The organism is Arthrobacter tecti (assembly GCF_054511355.1).
Map to the genome: position 1 here is coordinate 135,203 of NZ_JBTNCT010000001.1, position 17,086 is coordinate 152,288.

The window sequence follows — 17,086 nt, forward strand, 5'->3', positions numbered from 1 at the left end:
AGACTATGCCCGAGGGCGGCGCCGCCCAAAGTTTCGGCAGGGCGTTGGACCTACCATGGTCCAATGGCCGCCTCCCTAGAGAAGATTCTCGCCTGCCCGGTCTGCGGGACCCCCCTCGCGCTGAAAACTGACGACGACGGCGGAATCCTGCACTGCGCCCGCGGCCATCGGTTCGATGCGGCGCGACAGGGATACTTCAACCTTCTGACCGGGAAGGGGACATCACTGCAACCGGACACCGCAGCGATGGTCCAAGCGCGCATCGATTTCCTCAGCCGCGGTCACTACAACCCCCTGGCGGAGGCCGTGTGTGCCGCGGCGCAGAAACATTCCGCTACGGATCCGGTGGTTCTGGACGCGGGAGCCGGCACCGGATTTTATCTGGCGGCGCTGCGGAACCGACTCCCTTCCTCCTCCGCCATTGCCATCGATATCTCGAAATACGCCCTCCGGAGGGCAACCGGCCTCCTGCCCCGGACTCCCTGCCTGGTCTGGGACGTGTGGCGTCGCCTACCGCTCCAGGACGGCAGCGTCGACGTCATCCTCAACATCTTCGCCCCCCGCAACCCGGGCGAGTTCCACCGCGTCCTGGGCGAGGACGGGATGCTGATCGTTGTCACGCCATTGGCAGAGCATCTCAGCGAAATTGCTGGGATCGCCGGACTTCTCGAGATTCAGCCGGACAAGCACGAGGCCGTCGCCGCCGGTCTCGCCGACACTTTCCAGGAGCTCGAGTCATCGACCGTGAAGTTTACGATGACGCTGACATCGGAGGACATCGCCGACGTGGCTGCCATGGGGCCCGCAGGCCATCATCGGCCGCGTCCCGATCCCCAGGCGCTACCGACTGTCGTGAAGGTTACCGGCGCATTTACGGTACAGGTCTTCCGGCCACTGGGAGCCGACCGGCTTCCGATCCTTCCAAACGGATAACGGTAGTCCGAACAAGCGACCAAGTGCTATATTCCCCGGCCGCGATTTGGCATGATGGAGAAAGGCAAGTGCGCCATCGGGAGATCCTGCGGGCCAGCGGCCGGAACGTGAGGGGAACACTATGTTCGATTGGCTGATACAAAACACCTGGGTTCTGTGGCTGGTTCTGCTTCTGGGGCTTGCCGCAGTCGAAACCATCACGCTCGATCTCTTCTTCATCATGCTGTCCATGGGCGCTCTCGCCGCCCTGATTGCTTCCCTCGCTGAAGCGGCTTTTTTCATCCAGGTGCTTTTGTTTTGCGTGGTTTCACTCCTGATGGTGCTGCTCGTCCGGCCAGTCGCGCTGAGACACCTCAAGCTCGGCACCAAGGATCAACGCACCAATATCGACCGGTTGGTAGGCGAAGATGCCCTCACGCTGGAACCTGTCAGCGGCTTGTCCGGCACCGTCAAAATCGGTGGCGACACGTGGACGGCCCGCACGGCGGACGGTTCGTCGCTTCCGGCAGGTGAGAGGGTTTCCGTGTCGCGCATCGATGGCGCCACTGCCGTCGTCATCGGTGTTCGTCAGCCCGATCCGGGGACCGCCACGGCCCCGTAACCACGGCTCATCCCATATCCAAAACCAATAAAGGGGAAACATGCCTACAGACGCAGGAGCAATCGGGTTGACGATTGTTCTGATCGTTCTGATCATCTTCGTTCTGATCGTTCTGGTGAAGTCTGTGCGGATCATCCCGCAGGCCCGCGCCGGAGTGGTCGAACGGCTCGGTAAGTACCAGCGGACGCTCCAGCCCGGATTGACGATCCTCATTCCATTCGTCGACCGGCTGCTCCCGCTGCTCGACTTGCGCGAACAGGTTGTGTCCTTCCCACCCCAGCCCGTCATTACTGAGGACAACCTCGTTGTATCCATAGACACAGTCGTTTACTTCCAGGTCACGGATCCGCGGGCGGCGACCTACGAGATCGCCAACTACATCCAGGCCGTCGAGCAGTTGACCACCACAACACTTCGTAACGTGGTCGGCGGGTTGAATCTTGAGGAGGCGCTGACCTCCCGTGACCAGATCAACGGTCAACTTCGCGGTGTACTTGACGACGCCACCGGCCGCTGGGGCATCCGAGTCTCACGTGTCGAGCTGAAAGCCATCGATCCACCGCTCTCCATCCAGGATTCCATGGAGAAGCAGATGCGCGCGGAACGCGACCGCCGGGCGGCCATCCTTACTGCGGAGGGGACCAAGCAGTCCCAGATTCTCACGGCCGAAGGGCAGCGCCAGGCAGCGATCCTGGCCGCTGAGGGTGATGCGAAAGCAGCCATCCTCAGGGCGGACGGTGAATCACAGGCGATCCAGAAGGTATTCGATGCCATCCACAAGGGAAACCCCACCCAAAAGCTGTTGGCCTACCAGTACCTGCAGACCCTGCCCAAGCTGGCTGAGGGCAACTCGAACAAACTGTGGATTATCCCCAGTGAGGTCGGCGAAGCACTCAAGGGTATAGGCAGCGTCCTGGGAGCCACCACGCCGGACGGCCAGGACCCATCCCCCGCTGCGCCGGGTGGCCCGGTCCGCTCCTGACGAACTACGACGACGACGGCCTCCTCCTTGGTGGGGCGGCCGTCGTCGTCGTTTCGGCGATTGTCGATTGGGCGCTGGGGCCGGTGGATGAGTATAGTTGGGTGTTTGCCGGATTACCACACCGCCGGGAACACGCCGCGTTCGCTCCGCGTTATACGTGGTGGAACGCGGAGTAGCAGCCGCTGTGTTGCGCACCAACTGAACGCGCAGCAGAGGTATCTGGAAGTCCAGGATGCCATACGTAGTAGGGAGAAATGATGAGCGACCGTAGCCTGCGGGGTATGCGCCTTGGCGCCCAGAGCATGGAAACCGAATCCGGCGTCGAGCCCGCACCCCGGCAACGTATTGAATACCGTTGCGAGGACGGAGAGCGCGTGTTCGTGACCTTTGCCGCGGAGGCCGAGATTCCTCCCGTGTGGGTTTCCAAGACAGGCAAGGAGGCGCTGCTGGTCGACGGTGAGCGTCCCGACACTTCGGGCGACAAGCCCGTACGAACCCACTGGGATATGTTGCTGGAGCGCCGTTCCATGGAGGAACTGGAGCAGATCCTCGAGGATCGGCTGAATATCCTGCGTGAACGCCGCGGAGAGCGCCGCTCCGCCTGAAAAAATCGAAAAATGCCCGGGCGCTTCAAGAGAAGCGCCCGGGCATTTCTGCAAGTTTGAAACCGCCGGAAGTCAACATCGCGCAGGGTGTGTGGAACTACGCCAGGTACCCACTGCTACTTCACGTTCGCGTTTGAGCGCCGCTGGAACGTTCGGTGAATCGCCGCGAGGCGGGCAGACACTCCCCACCGGGTCACGTTCGCCATGGCCTCGAAGACGATGTTTCCACTCATTTTGGAATCACCGTGCTCCCGCTCAACAAAGGTGATTGGGACCTCGACGATCCGCATGCCCTGGCTCGCAACACGGAAGGTCATATCCACCTGGAACCCATACCCGACGGATTCAATACTGCCAAGATCGATGCTTCGCAGCGTCTCGCTGCGGAAAGCCCGGTATCCTGCAGTGATATCACGGACATCAAGCCCCAGCATTGTGCGGGAATAAAGACTGCCCGCGCGTGAAAGAAGCTTGCGGTGCGCCGGCCAGTTCACAACTGAGCCACCTGGGACCCAGCGTGAGCCGATGACGAGATGCGCATCCTTGACCGCTTCGAGCAGGGCGGGAAGCTCTTCGGGCCGATGTGAGCCGTCAGCGTCCATCTCAACCAGGACTTCATACCCCTGTTCCAATGCCCATCGGAATCCTGCGATATAGGCGGCGCCCAATCCTTCCTTGCCCTGCCTGTGCAGCACATGTACGGCGGCGTCCTGGGCTGCGATGTCGTCTGCAAGCTTCCCGGTTCCGTCCGGACTGTTGTCATCGACCACCAGTACATCCGAATGCGGGACTGCGTCCCGCAGCCTGCCCAGCGTCAATGGGAGGGAAACACGCTCGTTGTAGGTGGGAATGATCGTGACAGTGCGCACTCAGGAGACCTTTCAGCGGATAGCGGTGCGCAAGGCGCAGCGGAGGGGCGGACCAACTACCCAGTATAGGCTGAAGCCTCCGCACGTGTAGCGCGCCATGAGCGTCGAGGGTGGCAGCGGAAAGTTCTTACAGCTCTCAGTTGGAACGCCGGCTCAACAGAGCTAGGGAATACGGGTAGGTTCGCACGCCTTCGGGCCAGCAGTGATCAATCGATCGGCGCTGTTTTCTACTGACGTGCGAACCTACCCGTTATGAGTACCGAGCCTTCGACCACGCAGAAGAACACAACGTCCATATGATTGGTCCCCCTGGCGTCGCAGTGTGCGCTGACTCGGTCAGGTCTATCCGAAGCATGGATCCCGACCCGTAGATCTAAAAGCTTACGGGTTGTGGAGGAAGTGTCAACAGCTCGCTGACCTGCACTTTTGAGTGTTTTCGCAGGTCAGAGCCATAACGGTTACGGCACAGCTATTTTTCCATCCGATGGATCAAGCCCTGTCGCCGAGGTCACCGCTGGAGAACAGTTGCCGGCCGTGGTGAACGGTCTGCAGGCAGCGCGGTTCGCGGTCTGTATCGAGCGCCGGCAGGAGTGGAGTACCGGCTCTTGGGTCGGTACTCCAGGATTGAACCCGGCTGTCGGGCGTCTGGACCATGAGCTCGTCCACCTCCCAGATGGCGTAGGACGCCGGTGCTCCGGGAACGAGTTGCCCCAGCAAAGGGTGTCCTGCTCCCGCTGCACGCCACCCTGCCCGTGTATGTGCGATGAAGGCGGCTCGGGCAGAGATTCGTTCGCCTGGACTGAAGTGACTGACGGAAGCGCGAATCGACTGCCAAGGCGACATGCGCGTTACCGGGGAATCGGAACCGAGGCAGACTGGTATGCCCCGTCCCAGCATGCTGCCCACACGGTTCATCGGACGATAACGGCCGCTGCCTAGACGCTGCTCATACAACCCCCCAGATGCACCCCATAGCGCGTCGAACCCCGGCTGCGCGCTAACTGTGATCCCGAAGTGGGCGAGGCTGCTGATTGCAGCATCGTCTGCCATTTCTACGTGTTCCAGGCGGTGGCGCGCACCTCGTACCTTTTCTATGCCATGTGTGGCCGCAGCCTTCTCGAGTCCGGCAATAACGGTATCGAGTCCTTCATCTCCGATGACATGGAAGCCGGCCTGCACCCCGGCCGACGTAGCTGCCCCAAGGTGCGCCGCGACGTCGTCGGCCTGCAAAAAAGCGGTTCCGCAGGAATCTGGGGCATCCGCATAGGGAACGCGCATACGCGCAGTATGCGAGCCAATTGATCCGTCTACGTTCAGATCGCCGCCCAGACCGAGAATACGTTCGCCGAATTCGTGGAGGATCGTCCGCAGTTCCTCCTCCGACCCGGCAGCCTGCCCCCAGTAAGCGAGGACCTCAGGGAAACCACCGTCCAGCGACAATAACGACAGGAGATCCTCCCGTGGGGCGATGTGCGGAGCCGCCATCTCAACGATCGCAACGATGCCTTCCGAAGCAGCCGCGCCGAGCGCCACACGCTGCAGGTCCTCCCTTTCGGGCAGGCTCAGTGCACGCACAGCCGTCCGCACGGCAAAGTGGGCGTCGCGGACGACGAACCCGTCATCCCAGCCGTCAAGGGCGGAGAGCGAGAGCTTATCCGCGAGCGGAGCGGATACGACGGCTGAATGCACGTCTGCCCGGACCAGGTAGACATCACGTCCCTTTGACGCATTCCCAAGCTCAAGCGCGGACGGTGGTCGACGTTCAGGCCAACGTGACTCATCCCAGCCGTTGCCCAGTATCGTTCCAGCAGAGGTCACGGCCGCACGCGCCACTGAATCGAGTAGCTGATCGAGGCTATTGACCTGGGATAGATCCAGGGAAGTGAGCGCCAGCCCCGTCTCCGTCGTGTGAACGTGGGAGTCGACGAAACCCGGCGCGATGAGGGCGCCCTGCAGATCCACTACCGACATGCTGCTGTCAGCCAGGGCGGCCGCGGCATGCTCGGAGCCGACCCACGCAACCGTATCGCCGATTACCAGCATGGCTGTTGCGAAGGGATCAGCCGCACTATAGACGGATCCATTACGGTACAAAACGGGCGTAGGGCTTGGACTCGGCACGGCTGACGCAGCTTTCAGGTAGGGAGACGGTTACTCGGTGACCGCGGAGTACGCGACAACACCGCGACGGATCAGGTCGATCGAATCAAGGCATCGGCGTCGGAAGCCAGCCGGAAGATCGGGAACCTTGGCCAGTTGATCGATCAGGTCTATCACCTGTTTGGCCCACCGCACAAAATCGCCTGCGGCCAGTTCCGTGCCCTGAAGTGCGTTCTGCAATCCCCTGCCGCGTGCCCACTTGTACATCGGCCACATCAGGCCGAAGTCAGGCTCGCTCGTGACGGCGAGGCGATGTTGTTCCTCGAGGTCGGTAAGCCGGGACCACTGGCGAGTGACGAGGTCAATCGAGGTTTCCAGCGAAACACTCGGCATCCGCGGACGAAGTCCGCGCTCCTCGCGCTTGGCCTGATAGACGAGGGCCGAGGCGAGGGCAGCGAGCTCGGCCGCCTCGAGGTCTTCGAATGCGCCGTGCTGCAGCGCTAGCGCGATCAGTAGATCTTTCTCGCCGTAGATGCGCCGGAGCCTTTGCCCTGTGGGTGTGATCGCGAGCCCCTGGTCCTCGTCCGGCTGCAGGTAGCCGTATTCGAGCAGCACCTCTGAAACCCTGTCGAAGATCTTGGCGATGGTGTTGGTGCGTCCCTGGATCTGCTGAACCAGCCGGTCGGTTTCCCGGCGCAGCTTCCACCAGCGTTCAGCCCACCGCGCATGGTTCTCCCGGTCGCTGCAGCCGTGGCATGGATGTGCCCGAAGGCGTCGCCTCAGCTCCGCGATAGCCTTTTCCTGGCGGTCGGTACCGCCAGTCGCGAATGCCTGGGGTCGGCGGATGGTCGGCGGTCGGTTCTCGTTCAGCGCATTGCGAAGTGATGAGGCGAGGTCGCGGCGGTCCTTCGGTTTGCGGGCATCAAATTGCTTCGGTATTCGGACTCGGGAGAGGACCTCCACCGGCCCGTCCAGGTCCTGAACCCCGAGGCGGCGAACGTGCTTCTCCGCAGTCAGCACCGTTGGGCGCGGTTCGCGCGAGGAATCCCCCGCCAGCACTACAGCGAAGCCCGCGATGCGGCCTGCGGGAACATCGATGACATCCCCGGGGCGAAGTGCCTCAAGCGACTCAGCGGCCGCGCTCCGCAAGCTCCGGGCGCCGGCCTTTGATGCAGCCGTTTCCAGATCCGATAGTTCACGCCGAATGCCCGAGTATTCCGAGAAATCGCCCAGATGGCAGGTCATCGACTCTGCGTAACCCTTTAAGGATTCCTCCCTGGTTCGGACCTGCCGTGCCAGGCCAACCACTGATCGGTCTGCCTGGAACTGGGCGAAGGAGGTTTCCAGGATCTCCCTCGTGCGGTACTGCCCGAACTGCGAGATGAGGTTGACACTCATGTTGTAGGTGGGCCGGAAGCTCGAGTTCAGCGGGTAGGTGCGCCGGGAGGCCAAACCGGCGACGGCGCCCGGATCTGTCCCGGGTCGCCACAGCACCACCGCGTGTCCTTCGACGTCGATTCCCCGGCGTCCGGCGCGGCCGGTGAGCTGTGTGTACTCCCCCGCCGTGATGTTCACATGGGATTCTCCGTTGAACTTATCGAGCTTCTCCAGGACGACCGAGCGTGCCGGCATGTTGACACCAAGGGCGAGTGTCTCCGTCGCGAAAACTGCCTTGACCAGCCCCTCCTCGAAGAGTTTCTCAACGACCTCCTTGAAGGTGGGCAGCATGCCGGCGTGGTGGGCAGCGAATCCGCGGATGAGACCTTCACGCCATGCCCAGTATCCGAGGATTTCAAGGTCCTCCTCGGGGATGTCCAGCGTTGCCTCGTCAATGCGTGAACTGACGATGCTCTGCTCGTACTCCGTGGTGAGCCATAGCCCTGCATCCAGGCATTGGCTGACAGCGGCTTCACAGCCGTTGCGCGAGAATATGAAGGTGATTGCAGGCAGCAGGCCCTCACGATCGAGCGCGGATATGACCTGCGGCCGGTTCGCTCTGGCCACCGCGGTGTGCGGACGCTGATGGCGATTGGGGCCTCCGCGCCCGCGTCGGCTACCAGACCCCCAGCGCGCCCGCTGGTTCAGCCGGGTCTCGCTGGTCGCGAGCTCCAGCAGCTCGGGGTTGACCGCGAACTTTTCCTCGGCTCCCGTTGTGCCGACCGGCGCAGCCTCATCGAAAGCGACTTCCCCTGCGAAAAGGTCCAGCAGTTCCTGCCCGACCATAACGTGCTGCCATAGCGGAACCGGGCGGTGCTCGGATACGACTACGTCGGTGTCCCCGCGCACCGTGTGCAGCCACGCGCCGAACTCTTCGGCGTTTGAGACTGTCGCGCTCAGCGACACGACTTTGACCTCGGTGGGCAGGTGAATGATCACTTCTTCCCACACAGCGCCGCGGAAACGGTCCGCGAGATAATGCACTTCATCCATGACCACATAGCCAAGACCGGCGAGTGTGTCCGAATCCGCGTACAGCATGTTGCGCAGGACCTCTGTTGTCATAACGACGACGGCGGCTTCCGGGTTGATGCTCGTGTCGCCGGTGAGCAGGCCCACCTGGTCCGCGCCGTGTACTGCTGCCAGTTCGGCGTATTTCTGGTTGGACAGCGCCTTGATGGGGGTCGTATAGAAGGCTTTGAGACCGTTTGAGAGCGCCATGAAAATCGCGAACTCTCCAACGACGGTCTTCCCCGCGCCCGTGGGTGCCGCGACGAGCACCCCCCGGCCGGACTCGAGCGATGTGCAGGCGTCCCGTTGGAATTCATCCAGTTCAAATCCGAGGGTTTGCTCAAACTCGTGTAGCCGGGTCTTCGCATACCGATTACGCGCCCGCGCTGCCTGATACTGCTCGGCTGGGGTGGTCATGGTCTAAGCGTATCGGCTCAGGACCCGAGGCGAGCGTCAGCGAGCCTTGGGGGGTTCGACGGGCGCTATCGGCTCAGGACCCGAGGCGAGCGTCAGCGAGCTGCGCTTGCCTCAGAGCCCTTCCAGGCTTGAGGCGCGGTCTGCGTTCGCCTCGAGATCGGCCTCACGTTCCGCGTTCTTCTTCTCGCGTCGCTTGTCGTTGAGCAGGCAGAGGGCGACGGCGATAAAGAACAGCAACAGAAGCGGGACAGCGAGGTAGAACATGCTCATGGCATCGCCGCCTGGAGCCGCCATAGCAGCGAACAGACAGACCAGGAACACTGTGATCCGCCAGGATTTGAGGATCTGCTTGCCTTTGATGATTCCCACCATGTTGAGGCCGAAGAGCACGACCGGCAGCAGAAACGCAATCCCAAAGGCCAACATCAACCGGAGCATGAAGGTGATGTACACAGGGACGGTTATGAAGTTGGCAAAACCTTCCGGGGTGAAGTCGGTAAGCACGCGAACGGCGCTCGGCAGGATCAGCCATGCCAGCGCGAGACCGGAGAGGAACAGGGGAACCGCAACGGCAATGAACCCGAGGGTTATGCGGCGTTCCTTGACCCGCAGCCCGGGCGTGATGAAAGCCCAGAGCTGGTAGAGCCATACCGGACTTGCGATGACCAGGCCCAGGAAGACCGAGATCTGAATCATCAGGTCGAACGGCGAACCAACACCATCGAAATTCAGCGCGGCGTTGCGCCCGTCAATCGTGTTGATAGTTCGGATTGGCTGCGAGAGTGCTTGAAGCACCGGGTTATAAATGAAAAAGCCAATGACCGTGCCGGCAACCAAAGCGATCGCGGATTTGAACAGTCTGTTACGGGCTTCCTTCAAGTGCTCTTTGAGCGCCATTCGCCCTTCAGGATTGGCGGCCTTGCGCCCTTTGACCCGTGGCATGCCTGTCAGGTGCTGGAGGAGGTGCTACCAGGCCCGGACGCGCGGGGCGTTCCGTGTTGGGAATCGTGCTCCTGGGTTCCGTCCGTGCGCTGCTCATTGACTACCCGACCTTCGACCGGCGACCCGTCATTGTCATTGTCATTTGGGCCGTTCTCTTCCTTCATCTGGCGGACTTCCGACTTGAAGATGCGCAGAGATTGCCCCACGCTCCGGGCAAGCCCGGGAAGTTTGGGCGCACCAAACAGGAGTATCGCAATTGCGATGATGATCAGTATGTGCCAACCCTGAATCTGCATGACGGAATTCCTCTCGATGAGTCTTCTTCAAGTCTAGGTCATAAGTGGGGCAGATCACGAAGAAGTTGGGGTTGATCGCGTAATACCCGCCGATGGACCCGCTGCTCCAGCCGTGCCCAACGACGGAGCCGGGTGTTGAGGGCGTTCTCCGCTCTCACTTCTGCGGGGGCTCGAAACACGGCCGAAACGAAGTGCCTGCCCTCCGCCGTCTCCGTGCCGGTGAATGAGGGAGTCAGCACTTCGGCGGCCCGCCCGACTTCCTCCATGAGCGCTGTGGAGCCACGGAAAAGGCGCCACGCCAAAAAACCGAAGAAAAGCAGGGAGACAGCGATGAGTGCCACCCACAGAAGAATCCATGTCCACCAGAGCATGAAACCAGCCTAACTCAGGCTTCCTCGGGCCCCCTATACACTGCCAACGCGGCTTCGAGGAAACCCACGGCCGCCCGTCTGAGGGCGTCCGGGGCGGCGACCGCACAGTCCCCGCCCAGACTTGCGACAAGGCCGGGGAGCCAGCCCGTGGAGGCCACCCTGATTTCGGCGGCCAATCGTCCATCCGGCAGTTCAGCGGTGTGCTGCGCTGCGTACCGCTGGGCGAGCCAGCGGGCGTGCGGCGCAAGAATCAGCGCTACTGTTTCGTCCGCTTCGGACGGATCGAACAGCCTGGTGGCGCAGTCGTCGTGCTGTGGGTTGATAGTGGCAGGACGGTCGGTAAGGCGGGCGTCCCCAATACGGTCAAGGCGGAAATGCCTCCGCCCCTGCGCACTGTGACACCAGGCTTCTAGATACCACACATCGTCCTGAAGGAACGTTCTCTGTGGCTCCACGAAGCGGTCTGTGACTTCATCCCGTGCCGCGACAACATACCTCAACCACAGCTGCCTCTGTTGGTCCATTGCGGTGCGGATGAGCTCCAAAGTCGCCGCAACGCTGTCCTCGGTAAGGAGGGTAGCGATGGAGCGGTCCGGCCGCCCGATTTCACCCGCGGCTTCGCGGAGCTTGTCACGCGCGGACACAACCGCCGAACGCTCAGGCAGGCCCGGGAGCGCGCTCAGGGTCTCCAGACCGACCAGGAGCGCGCACACCTCGTCGAGGCCGAACCGGATGGGCTCACTCAACACCTGCGGGTCGCTCACCTGTATACGGCCGTCCTCCAGGTGAATATCTACTAATCCATCCGGATAGTAGCGCGGCCCGCTGACGAATAACAGTTCCAGATCCCGCAGGAGCTGCGCTTCCGAAATTCTGAAGTCCCGGGCCGCTGTAGCAACGTCCACCCCGGGCTTACCCAGGAAGTAGGGGACCAGGTCGAGCAGCCTCAGGAGCCGGTCCTCCGTCGACGCAGCAGGAGACGAACCGCTGGCGGTCGGCTGGTCACTCAGGATGAACGATGGCGGTTCCTGGCTGAGCGATTCCAGGGCACCTGCCAGCCGCGCCCGGACCTCGTTCACCAACGACGCCGGCGCAATGACGCGGGCATTCGCACCAAGCGACGCAAGTTCCCCGCTCGCCGCCGCTTGGTCCGAGTAGCTGTAAGTGACTCGCTGCCACCCTTCGGAGCGTTCCGTTACAGTTGCACCTGGCCGCGCACGGAGGATCTGTGCTGTTCCCGGTCGAATATCGACGGCAGCAATCGCGGCTCCCGGGGCACTGTCCAGTGACGCCAAAGAGCGCGCCATGGAAAAGTCCGCAGGGGCTTCGTAGGTGCCGACGACAAACGTCGGTTCAGAGGTGATGCGCGTGAGCCGGAACCATCGTTCAGCCTCTCGATCGACATCGAACCCGACCAGGTACCAATGCCCGAAGCGGCTGCCCATCCCCCACGGCTGAACGGTCCGCGATCGTTCATCCCCAGTACTGGCCGCGCGGTAGCTGAACCGGACGCCGTGGCGTCCGGTGATGGCGCGCCAGAGCACGTCCCAGAATGGCTCGTTCGTCTGAATTCGCGCTGCAACCGGCAGTGCCGCAGGGCCGCCAGTGTCCACTCCCCTGCCGCGTAGCTTGCGCAGGGCGCGTGACGCTGCAGCTCCGAGGGAGGCTTCATCCCACATCCCGGCCGCCACTGTGAGGGCAGCTGATTCCGCAGGGGTGAAGCTCATCCCGGGAAGCCGGTAGTCCTCGGCGTCGATCCTGTACCGGACGTTGGCGTTGTCACTGTCGAAGAAAGGATCATCGGTAAAGGACTCCACAGGTATGCCCTGCTCGCGAAGCGTGGCCTTGTCCCGGTCGAAGAGTTTCTCCCGTGCCGCTGTTGTTGGTGCCTGGGCATACTGTTCGACCTCGCGGAACAGTTCCTCCTTGGTCCAACCCCGGCGGCCGGCAAGAAGCAGCATCACCAGAGTAAGGAGGCGTTCCGTTCGTTTCGCAGACACGGTCGCTAGGATACCCGCTCCCCTTCACCGGAACGCGCAAACAGGGCGGGCACTACACGCCGGTGTAGCACCCGCCCTGTTCATATCCCTGCTGGCGCGTTTCGGTTACCGGACACCCATCAGGTCCACCACGAATATGAGTGATTCGCCGGGTGCGATGGCGGACCCGGCGCCGCTGTCGCCGTATGCGAGGTTCGGCGGGATCTCAAGGCGGCGGCGACCACCGACCTTCATCCCGGGGATGCCCTGATCCCAGCCCTGAATGACCTGCCCCACACCGATCCTGAAATCGAGCGGCGTGCCACGGTTCCAGGAGGAATCAAACTCTTCTCCCGTCGAGAATGCGACGCCCACATAATGGGCGGAAACCGTGTCACCGACTTGTGCCTCACGGCCGCTGCCTTCGATGAGGTCCTTTACTACGAGGTCCTCGGGCAGGTCCTGCCCCGGAAAATCGACTTCTGGTTTGCTGCGGTCATACTCTCGCGCTCCAAATGACATGGGTGCTCCTTAGTCCTGGGGTACTTTTTCTAGTCCTGGGGTACTTTTTTGACGATCTCAACGTAGAAGGCAAGTGGCCCGGCGGGCTGGCCCTGCGCGGGAGTATCCCCATATGCCATTTCCGACGGAATAACCAGCAGCACCTTCGCGCCCACCTTCAAACCGGAAAGGCCCTGAGTCCATCCCGGAATGACTCCACTCAGCGGGAACTCGCTCGGCTCCCCGCGCTCGAAGCTGGAATCGAACTGCTCGCCCTGCCAGCTCCATCCGGTGTAGTTGGCCGCAATTGTGTCTGCCTCTGTGACTTCCTCGTCCGTACCCTCCTCGATCACCTTGACCACGAGGCCCGAAGGCGCTTCAACGTCGGGAAACTCGATCGAAGGCACACCGTTGTTGTCCAAAGTAACGGTGGGCAACTCCCCGGCTTCCTCAAGCGCAGCAACTTCTTCGGAGGAAAGCTTCTTCGGCGGCTCAGGAGGAGTCTCCGCGCTCAGGACCTTCAGTACCAGCAGTTGATCCGTGGGAGCCTGGGATCCCTCAGGAAGCGGGGCCGTATAGGCAATCTGCGCTCCGACGTTTGTACCAACGAGGACTTCATAAAGCTCCGGGTCAACTTCCTTCAACTGGTCATTCAGCGTAAGACTCTGCGGCTGACCGTCCTCGTAGGAACTCTGAAGAACGCTCCCATCCTCCGCATTGAGGAAGACGAGATGGAATGTGAGGTCCTGTCCGGCTTCAATGACCTCTCCGTCACCTTCGGTGACCGCACGAACGGCCGTCTCAGTGATGTCGAGGGGCGCGTCGAACTCGACTTCCGGCGCTGTGTCGGTTCCCGCGTCAGTGACCCTGACGGATTCGAGTGTCTCGACCGCTCCGGCGGACTTGCCGTCCTCGAAGTCTGCGGGCGTGCTGGCTCCGCCGCATGCACTGAGGAATAGCATTGCGGGCAGCAGGATAGCTAGTACTTTTCGCACGGTAGTTCTTTCGGGTGGGATGGAGAGAAGGATTCGCGATCGTGTCGGCCACCCTTACGGCGGCGGACTTACCTACCCTAACGGGTTGGGTGCGAAATTTTCTCCCGGGATTGCGGCGTAAAAATTAGAGATGTTCCAGCAACGCACTGACGCGCTCGTCCTCGGATGCGAAGGGATCCTTGCAGAGAATGGTCTGCTGAGCCCTGTCATTCAGCTTCAGATGGACCCAGTCCACGGTGAAGTCGCGGTTCGCTTCCTTAGCGCGCCGGACAAATTCTCCACGCAGCTTGGCACGCGTCGTCTGGGGCGGGATGTCGACTGCTGCCTTGATGTCGACATCGTCAACCACGCGCTCGGTCTCGCCACGGGCCTGCAGCATGAAGAACAGCCCGCGCCCCGGCGAGATGTCATGGTAGGTCAGGTCGAGCTGGGCGACGCGGGCCGACTCGAGGTCCAGGCCGTTCCGATCCATATAGCGATCAAGGAGCTTTTTCTTGATCGCCCAGTCGATCTCGCGTTCAACCAGAGAATGATTGTCTGTTTCGACCGCAGTGAGCGTGCGTTCCCATAACTCCAGCACCCGCTCGAGGTGTGGCGTGTGGGCCCCCTCCGTTTCGACGAATGACCGGGCTCGACCAAGATATTCGCGCTGGATATCGAGCGCCGAAACACGCCGTCCGTTAGCGAGCTTCAGCGGCAGACGGCCCGTCAGGTCGTGGGATATCTCCCGGATGCTCCTGATCGGGTTCTCCAACCGGAAGTCCCGCATGATCACTCCGGCCTCGATCATGCGCAGGATGAGATCCACTGAGGCTATCTTCAGCAGAGTGGTGGTCTCGGACATGTTGGAATCACCGGCGATCACATGCAGGCGGCGATAGTATTCGGCATCCGCGTGCGGTTCATCGCGGGTGTTGATGATTGGCCTGGAGCGTGTGGTGGCGGAAGATACACCCTCCCAGATGTGGTCCGCTCGTTGGGAGAAGGCATAAATAGACCCCGACTGAGTTTTCAACACCTTCCCCGCGCCGACCAGCAACTGCCGCGTAACGAGGAACGGAATGAGGATATCCGAGAGGCGGGAAAACTCCAGCTTTCGCGGGATCAGATAGTTCTCGTGGGAGCCGTAGGAGTTACCGGCGGAGTCCGTGTTGTTCTTGAAGAGGTAGACCCGACCGTCATAACCCTCCTGTCCAAGCTTTCGCTGAGCCTCGGTAATGAGGTCTTCCAGAATGAGCTCACCGGCGCGGTCATGCGCGATCAGTTGCGCGACGTCGTCGCACTCGGCCGTTGCGTACTCGGGGTGGGACCCGACGTCGAGATAGAGACGGGATCCGTTCGTGAGAAAGACGTTCGAGGACCGCCCCCAGCTCACCACCTTGCGGAACAGGTAGCGGGCCACTTCCTCGGGTGATAAGGGGCGCGAGTTGGGGCCGGAGTACGCGATCCCGAACTCCGTCTCGATGCCGTAAATGCGTCTGTCCATTATGAGGATGCCCTGTCCGTTGCGAGTACGGCATCGACTTCTGCTGCAGGCAGGCGCCGGAAGGCACGTGCGCTTCCACGGGCAGCCAGGGGATCACGGTCCAGAACGGCGACCTCGAGGGTCGCTGAATCCAGACGAGCCCGCGGCTCCCCGGAAGTCCCGGCGTCGTACCTGAGGGAATCCACGGCCGCGCGAACCACCTGCGCGAAATCGAGCTCGGCCTCCCAGCGTCCGGACAAGGCTTCAACGACAGCATCTGCCTGACCGCCCATCACAATGAAACCGGTCTCGTCCGCAATGGAACCGTCGAAGGTCAACCGGTAGATGTGGTCCTGGCCCGGGTGTAGACCGACCTCAGCGACCGCGAGCTCAACTTCGAATGGCTTGCTCTCCGCAGTGAACACCGCCCCGAGGCTTTGCGCGTACACGCTGGCAAGGCCCCTCGCAGTCACGTCCTCCCGGTCGTAGGAGTATCCGCGAACGTCGGCGTAGCGGACGCCCGCCTGGCGCAGGCTCTCGAATTCGTTGTACTTGCCGACGGCCGCGAAGGCGATTCGGTCGTAGATCTCACCGAGCTTGTGTAGTGAAGGAGAGGGGTTCTCAGCCACGAGCGCCATACCCTCCCGACAACTGAGAACCACTACTGATCGTCCCCGCGCGATCCCCTTGCGGGCGAAATCCGCGCGGTCCTTCATCAGCTGTTCCGGCGATACATAGAACTGTTGTGTCATGGTTAAGCCTCCCGGCCGGATACCGAACGGGAGGCGATAATCTCCTCAGCCGCCTGGGCCAGACTGCGCTCCGGGATGCGCCTGTTCCCGGCGCCGTTAACGGTGTAGACAACGGGCCACAACTGGCGGACGACGTCGGGGCCACCTGTCGCGGAGTCGTCATCTGCCGCATCGTAGAGTGCTTCGACCGCTACCTTCACGGCCTCATCCTCGCCGAGGTTCGGCTTCCAGAGTTTCTTCAGGGCTCCACGGGCGAAAACGGAACCTGAGCCCACCGAGTGGTGCTCCTGTTCCTCGTAACGGCCGCCGGTCACGTCATAGGAGAAGAGCCGGCCGATCCTTCGGGTAGTGTCGAATCCCGCGAAGAGCGGAACGACTGCGAGCCCCTGCAGGGCGAGCGGCAGGTTTGCCCGAACCATTGCAGCCAAACGATTGGCCTTGCCGTCCAGGCTCATGCGGGTTCCCTCGATCTTCTCGTAATGCTCGAGCTCAACCTGAAACAGCCGGGTGAGATCAAGAGCGATCCCCGCGCTGCCGGCAATGCCGAGAACCGAGAACATGTCTGCCGGAAAGACCTTCTCGATATGGCGGCTGGCGATCACGTTGCCCATGGTTGCCCTGCGATCACCAGCCATGAGGACTCCGCCCGCATAGGTCAGCGAGACGATGGTGGTGGCGTGTGGTGCCAGTTCGGTGCCGCTGCCGGACCCGCTGCTTCCCGCGTTACGCGCCGAGGGCAGGGCCGTTGGATTCTGGGAAGCGATGTAATCGGAAAAAGAGGTGGATGCCGCCCGGCCGATGGCCGCAGCGGCGTCTTCCGGCAGCATGCG

16 protein-coding genes are annotated in these 17,086 nt (G+C 62.0%); 4 read left to right on the plus strand and 12 right to left on the minus strand.

Annotation, left to right across the window (positions count from 1 at the left end; genetic code table 11):
• The first annotated feature begins 63 nt into the window (after positions 1-63).
• From ACX80C_RS00635 to ACX80C_RS00650, 4 genes are all read left to right on the plus strand, one after another.
• Positions 64-933 (plus strand): putative RNA methyltransferase, encoded by an 870-nt coding sequence (locus ACX80C_RS00635; protein ID WP_459324298.1) that lies wholly within the window; start codon positions 64-66, stop codon positions 931-933.
• Positions 934-1,054: 121 nt separating this feature from the next.
• Positions 1,055-1,534, plus strand: a complete 480-nt coding sequence (locus tag ACX80C_RS00640) for an NfeD family protein (RefSeq protein ID WP_459324299.1) — start codon at positions 1,055-1,057, stop codon at positions 1,532-1,534.
• Between the two features lie 40 nt (positions 1,535-1,574).
• Positions 1,575-2,516 (plus strand): SPFH domain-containing protein, encoded by a 942-nt coding sequence (locus tag ACX80C_RS00645; protein ID WP_459324300.1) that lies wholly within the window; start codon positions 1,575-1,577, stop codon positions 2,514-2,516.
• A gap of 257 nt (positions 2,517-2,773) precedes the next feature.
• Positions 2,774-3,121, plus strand: coding sequence for an RNA polymerase-binding protein RbpA (locus ACX80C_RS00650; RefSeq protein ID WP_026543576.1), 348 nt, complete (start codon positions 2,774-2,776; stop codon positions 3,119-3,121).
• Positions 3,122-3,237: 116 nt separating this feature from the next.
• On the opposite strand, the gene ACX80C_RS00655 is transcribed toward ACX80C_RS00650, so the two are convergent.
• From ACX80C_RS00655 to prcB, 12 genes are all read right to left on the minus strand, one after another.
• Positions 3,238-3,990: a polyprenol monophosphomannose synthase gene (locus ACX80C_RS00655; RefSeq protein WP_459324301.1), complete on the minus strand. Its 753-nt coding sequence runs from the start codon at positions 3,988-3,990 to the stop codon at positions 3,238-3,240.
• A 489-nt stretch (positions 3,991-4,479) separates the two neighbouring features.
• Positions 4,480-6,033 carry an amidohydrolase gene (locus ACX80C_RS00660; protein ID WP_459324302.1) on the minus strand — a complete coding sequence of 518 codons (1,554 nt, stop codon included), beginning with the start codon at positions 6,031-6,033 and terminating at the stop codon, positions 4,480-4,482.
• 108 nt (positions 6,034-6,141) lie between these two features.
• Positions 6,142-8,955, minus strand: a complete 2,814-nt coding sequence (locus ACX80C_RS00665; protein ID WP_459324303.1) for a DEAD/DEAH box helicase — start codon at positions 8,953-8,955, stop codon at positions 6,142-6,144.
• A 111-nt stretch (positions 8,956-9,066) separates the two neighbouring features.
• Positions 9,067-9,852 carry a twin-arginine translocase subunit TatC gene (gene tatC, locus ACX80C_RS00670; protein ID WP_459324304.1) on the minus strand — a complete coding sequence of 262 codons (786 nt, stop codon included), beginning with the start codon at positions 9,850-9,852 and terminating at the stop codon, positions 9,067-9,069.
• Positions 9,853-9,902: 50 nt separating this feature from the next.
• A complete protein-coding gene (gene tatA / locus ACX80C_RS00675) occupies positions 9,903-10,193 on the minus strand; it encodes a Sec-independent protein translocase subunit TatA (protein ID WP_459324305.1) in 291 nt (96 codons plus the stop codon).
• Positions 10,194-10,231: 38 nt separating this feature from the next.
• Complete coding sequence (locus ACX80C_RS00680) at positions 10,232-10,564, minus strand: hypothetical protein (protein WP_459324306.1); 333 nt, start codon at positions 10,562-10,564, stop codon at positions 10,232-10,234.
• Positions 10,565-10,578: 14 nt separating this feature from the next.
• Positions 10,579-12,564 (minus strand): helix-turn-helix transcriptional regulator, encoded by a 1,986-nt coding sequence (locus tag ACX80C_RS00685; protein WP_459324307.1) that lies wholly within the window; start codon positions 12,562-12,564, stop codon positions 10,579-10,581.
• 105 nt (positions 12,565-12,669) lie between these two features.
• Positions 12,670-13,065 carry an FKBP-type peptidyl-prolyl cis-trans isomerase gene (locus tag ACX80C_RS00690; protein ID WP_459324308.1) on the minus strand — a complete coding sequence of 132 codons (396 nt, stop codon included), beginning with the start codon at positions 13,063-13,065 and terminating at the stop codon, positions 12,670-12,672.
• A 29-nt stretch (positions 13,066-13,094) separates the two neighbouring features.
• Positions 13,095-14,039, minus strand: a complete 945-nt coding sequence (locus ACX80C_RS00695; protein ID WP_459324309.1) for an FKBP-type peptidyl-prolyl cis-trans isomerase — start codon at positions 14,037-14,039, stop codon at positions 13,095-13,097.
• 124 nt (positions 14,040-14,163) lie between these two features.
• On the minus strand, positions 14,164-15,525 hold the full coding sequence (pafA, locus tag ACX80C_RS00700; RefSeq protein ID WP_459324310.1) for a Pup--protein ligase: 1,362 nt from the start codon (positions 15,523-15,525) through the stop codon (positions 14,164-14,166).
• Positions 15,525-16,256, minus strand: coding sequence for a proteasome subunit alpha (gene prcA, locus ACX80C_RS00705; protein WP_459324311.1), 732 nt, complete (start codon positions 16,254-16,256; stop codon positions 15,525-15,527). Before prcA ends, pafA begins: the two co-directional genes overlap by 1 nt.
• 2 nt (positions 16,257-16,258) lie before the next feature.
• Entirely contained in the window at positions 16,259-17,083 is an 825-nt protein-coding gene (gene prcB, locus ACX80C_RS00710) for a proteasome subunit beta (RefSeq protein ID WP_459324312.1), read from the minus strand.
• Positions 17,084-17,086: the final 3 nt, after the last annotated feature.

Bases quoted from the DNA above. Each gene is read 5' to 3' on its own strand.
- ACX80C_RS00635 (WP_459324298.1), top strand. From the start codon at position 64: ATGGCCGCCTCCCTAGAGAAGATTCTCGCCTGCCCGGTCTGCGGGACC.
- ACX80C_RS00640 (WP_459324299.1), top strand. From the start codon at position 1,055: ATGTTCGATTGGCTGATACAAAACACCTGGGTTCTGTGGCTGGTTCTG.
- ACX80C_RS00645 (WP_459324300.1), top strand. From the start codon at position 1,575: ATGCCTACAGACGCAGGAGCAATCGGGTTGACGATTGTTCTGATCGTT.
- ACX80C_RS00650 (WP_026543576.1), top strand. From the start codon at position 2,774: ATGAGCGACCGTAGCCTGCGGGGTATGCGCCTTGGCGCCCAGAGCATG.
- ACX80C_RS00660 (WP_459324302.1), bottom strand. From the start codon at position 6,033: ATGCTGGTAATCGGCGATACGGTTGCGTGGGTCGGCTCCGAGCATGCC.
- ACX80C_RS00665 (WP_459324303.1), bottom strand. From the start codon at position 8,955: ATGACCACCCCAGCCGAGCAGTATCAGGCAGCGCGGGCGCGTAATCGG.
- tatC (WP_459324304.1), bottom strand. From the start codon at position 9,852: ATGGCGCTCAAAGAGCACTTGAAGGAAGCCCGTAACAGACTGTTCAAA.
- tatA (WP_459324305.1), bottom strand. From the start codon at position 10,193: ATGCAGATTCAGGGTTGGCACATACTGATCATCATCGCAATTGCGATA.
- ACX80C_RS00680 (WP_459324306.1), bottom strand. From the start codon at position 10,564: ATGCTCTGGTGGACATGGATTCTTCTGTGGGTGGCACTCATCGCTGTC.
- ACX80C_RS00690 (WP_459324308.1), bottom strand. From the start codon at position 13,065: ATGTCATTTGGAGCGCGAGAGTATGACCGCAGCAAACCAGAAGTCGAT.
- pafA (WP_459324310.1), bottom strand. From the start codon at position 15,525: ATGGACAGACGCATTTACGGCATCGAGACGGAGTTCGGGATCGCGTAC.
- prcA (WP_459324311.1), bottom strand. From the start codon at position 16,256: ATGACACAACAGTTCTATGTATCGCCGGAACAGCTGATGAAGGACCGC.
- prcB (WP_459324312.1), bottom strand. From the start codon at position 17,083: ATGCTGCCGGAAGACGCCGCTGCGGCCATCGGCCGGGCGGCATCCACC.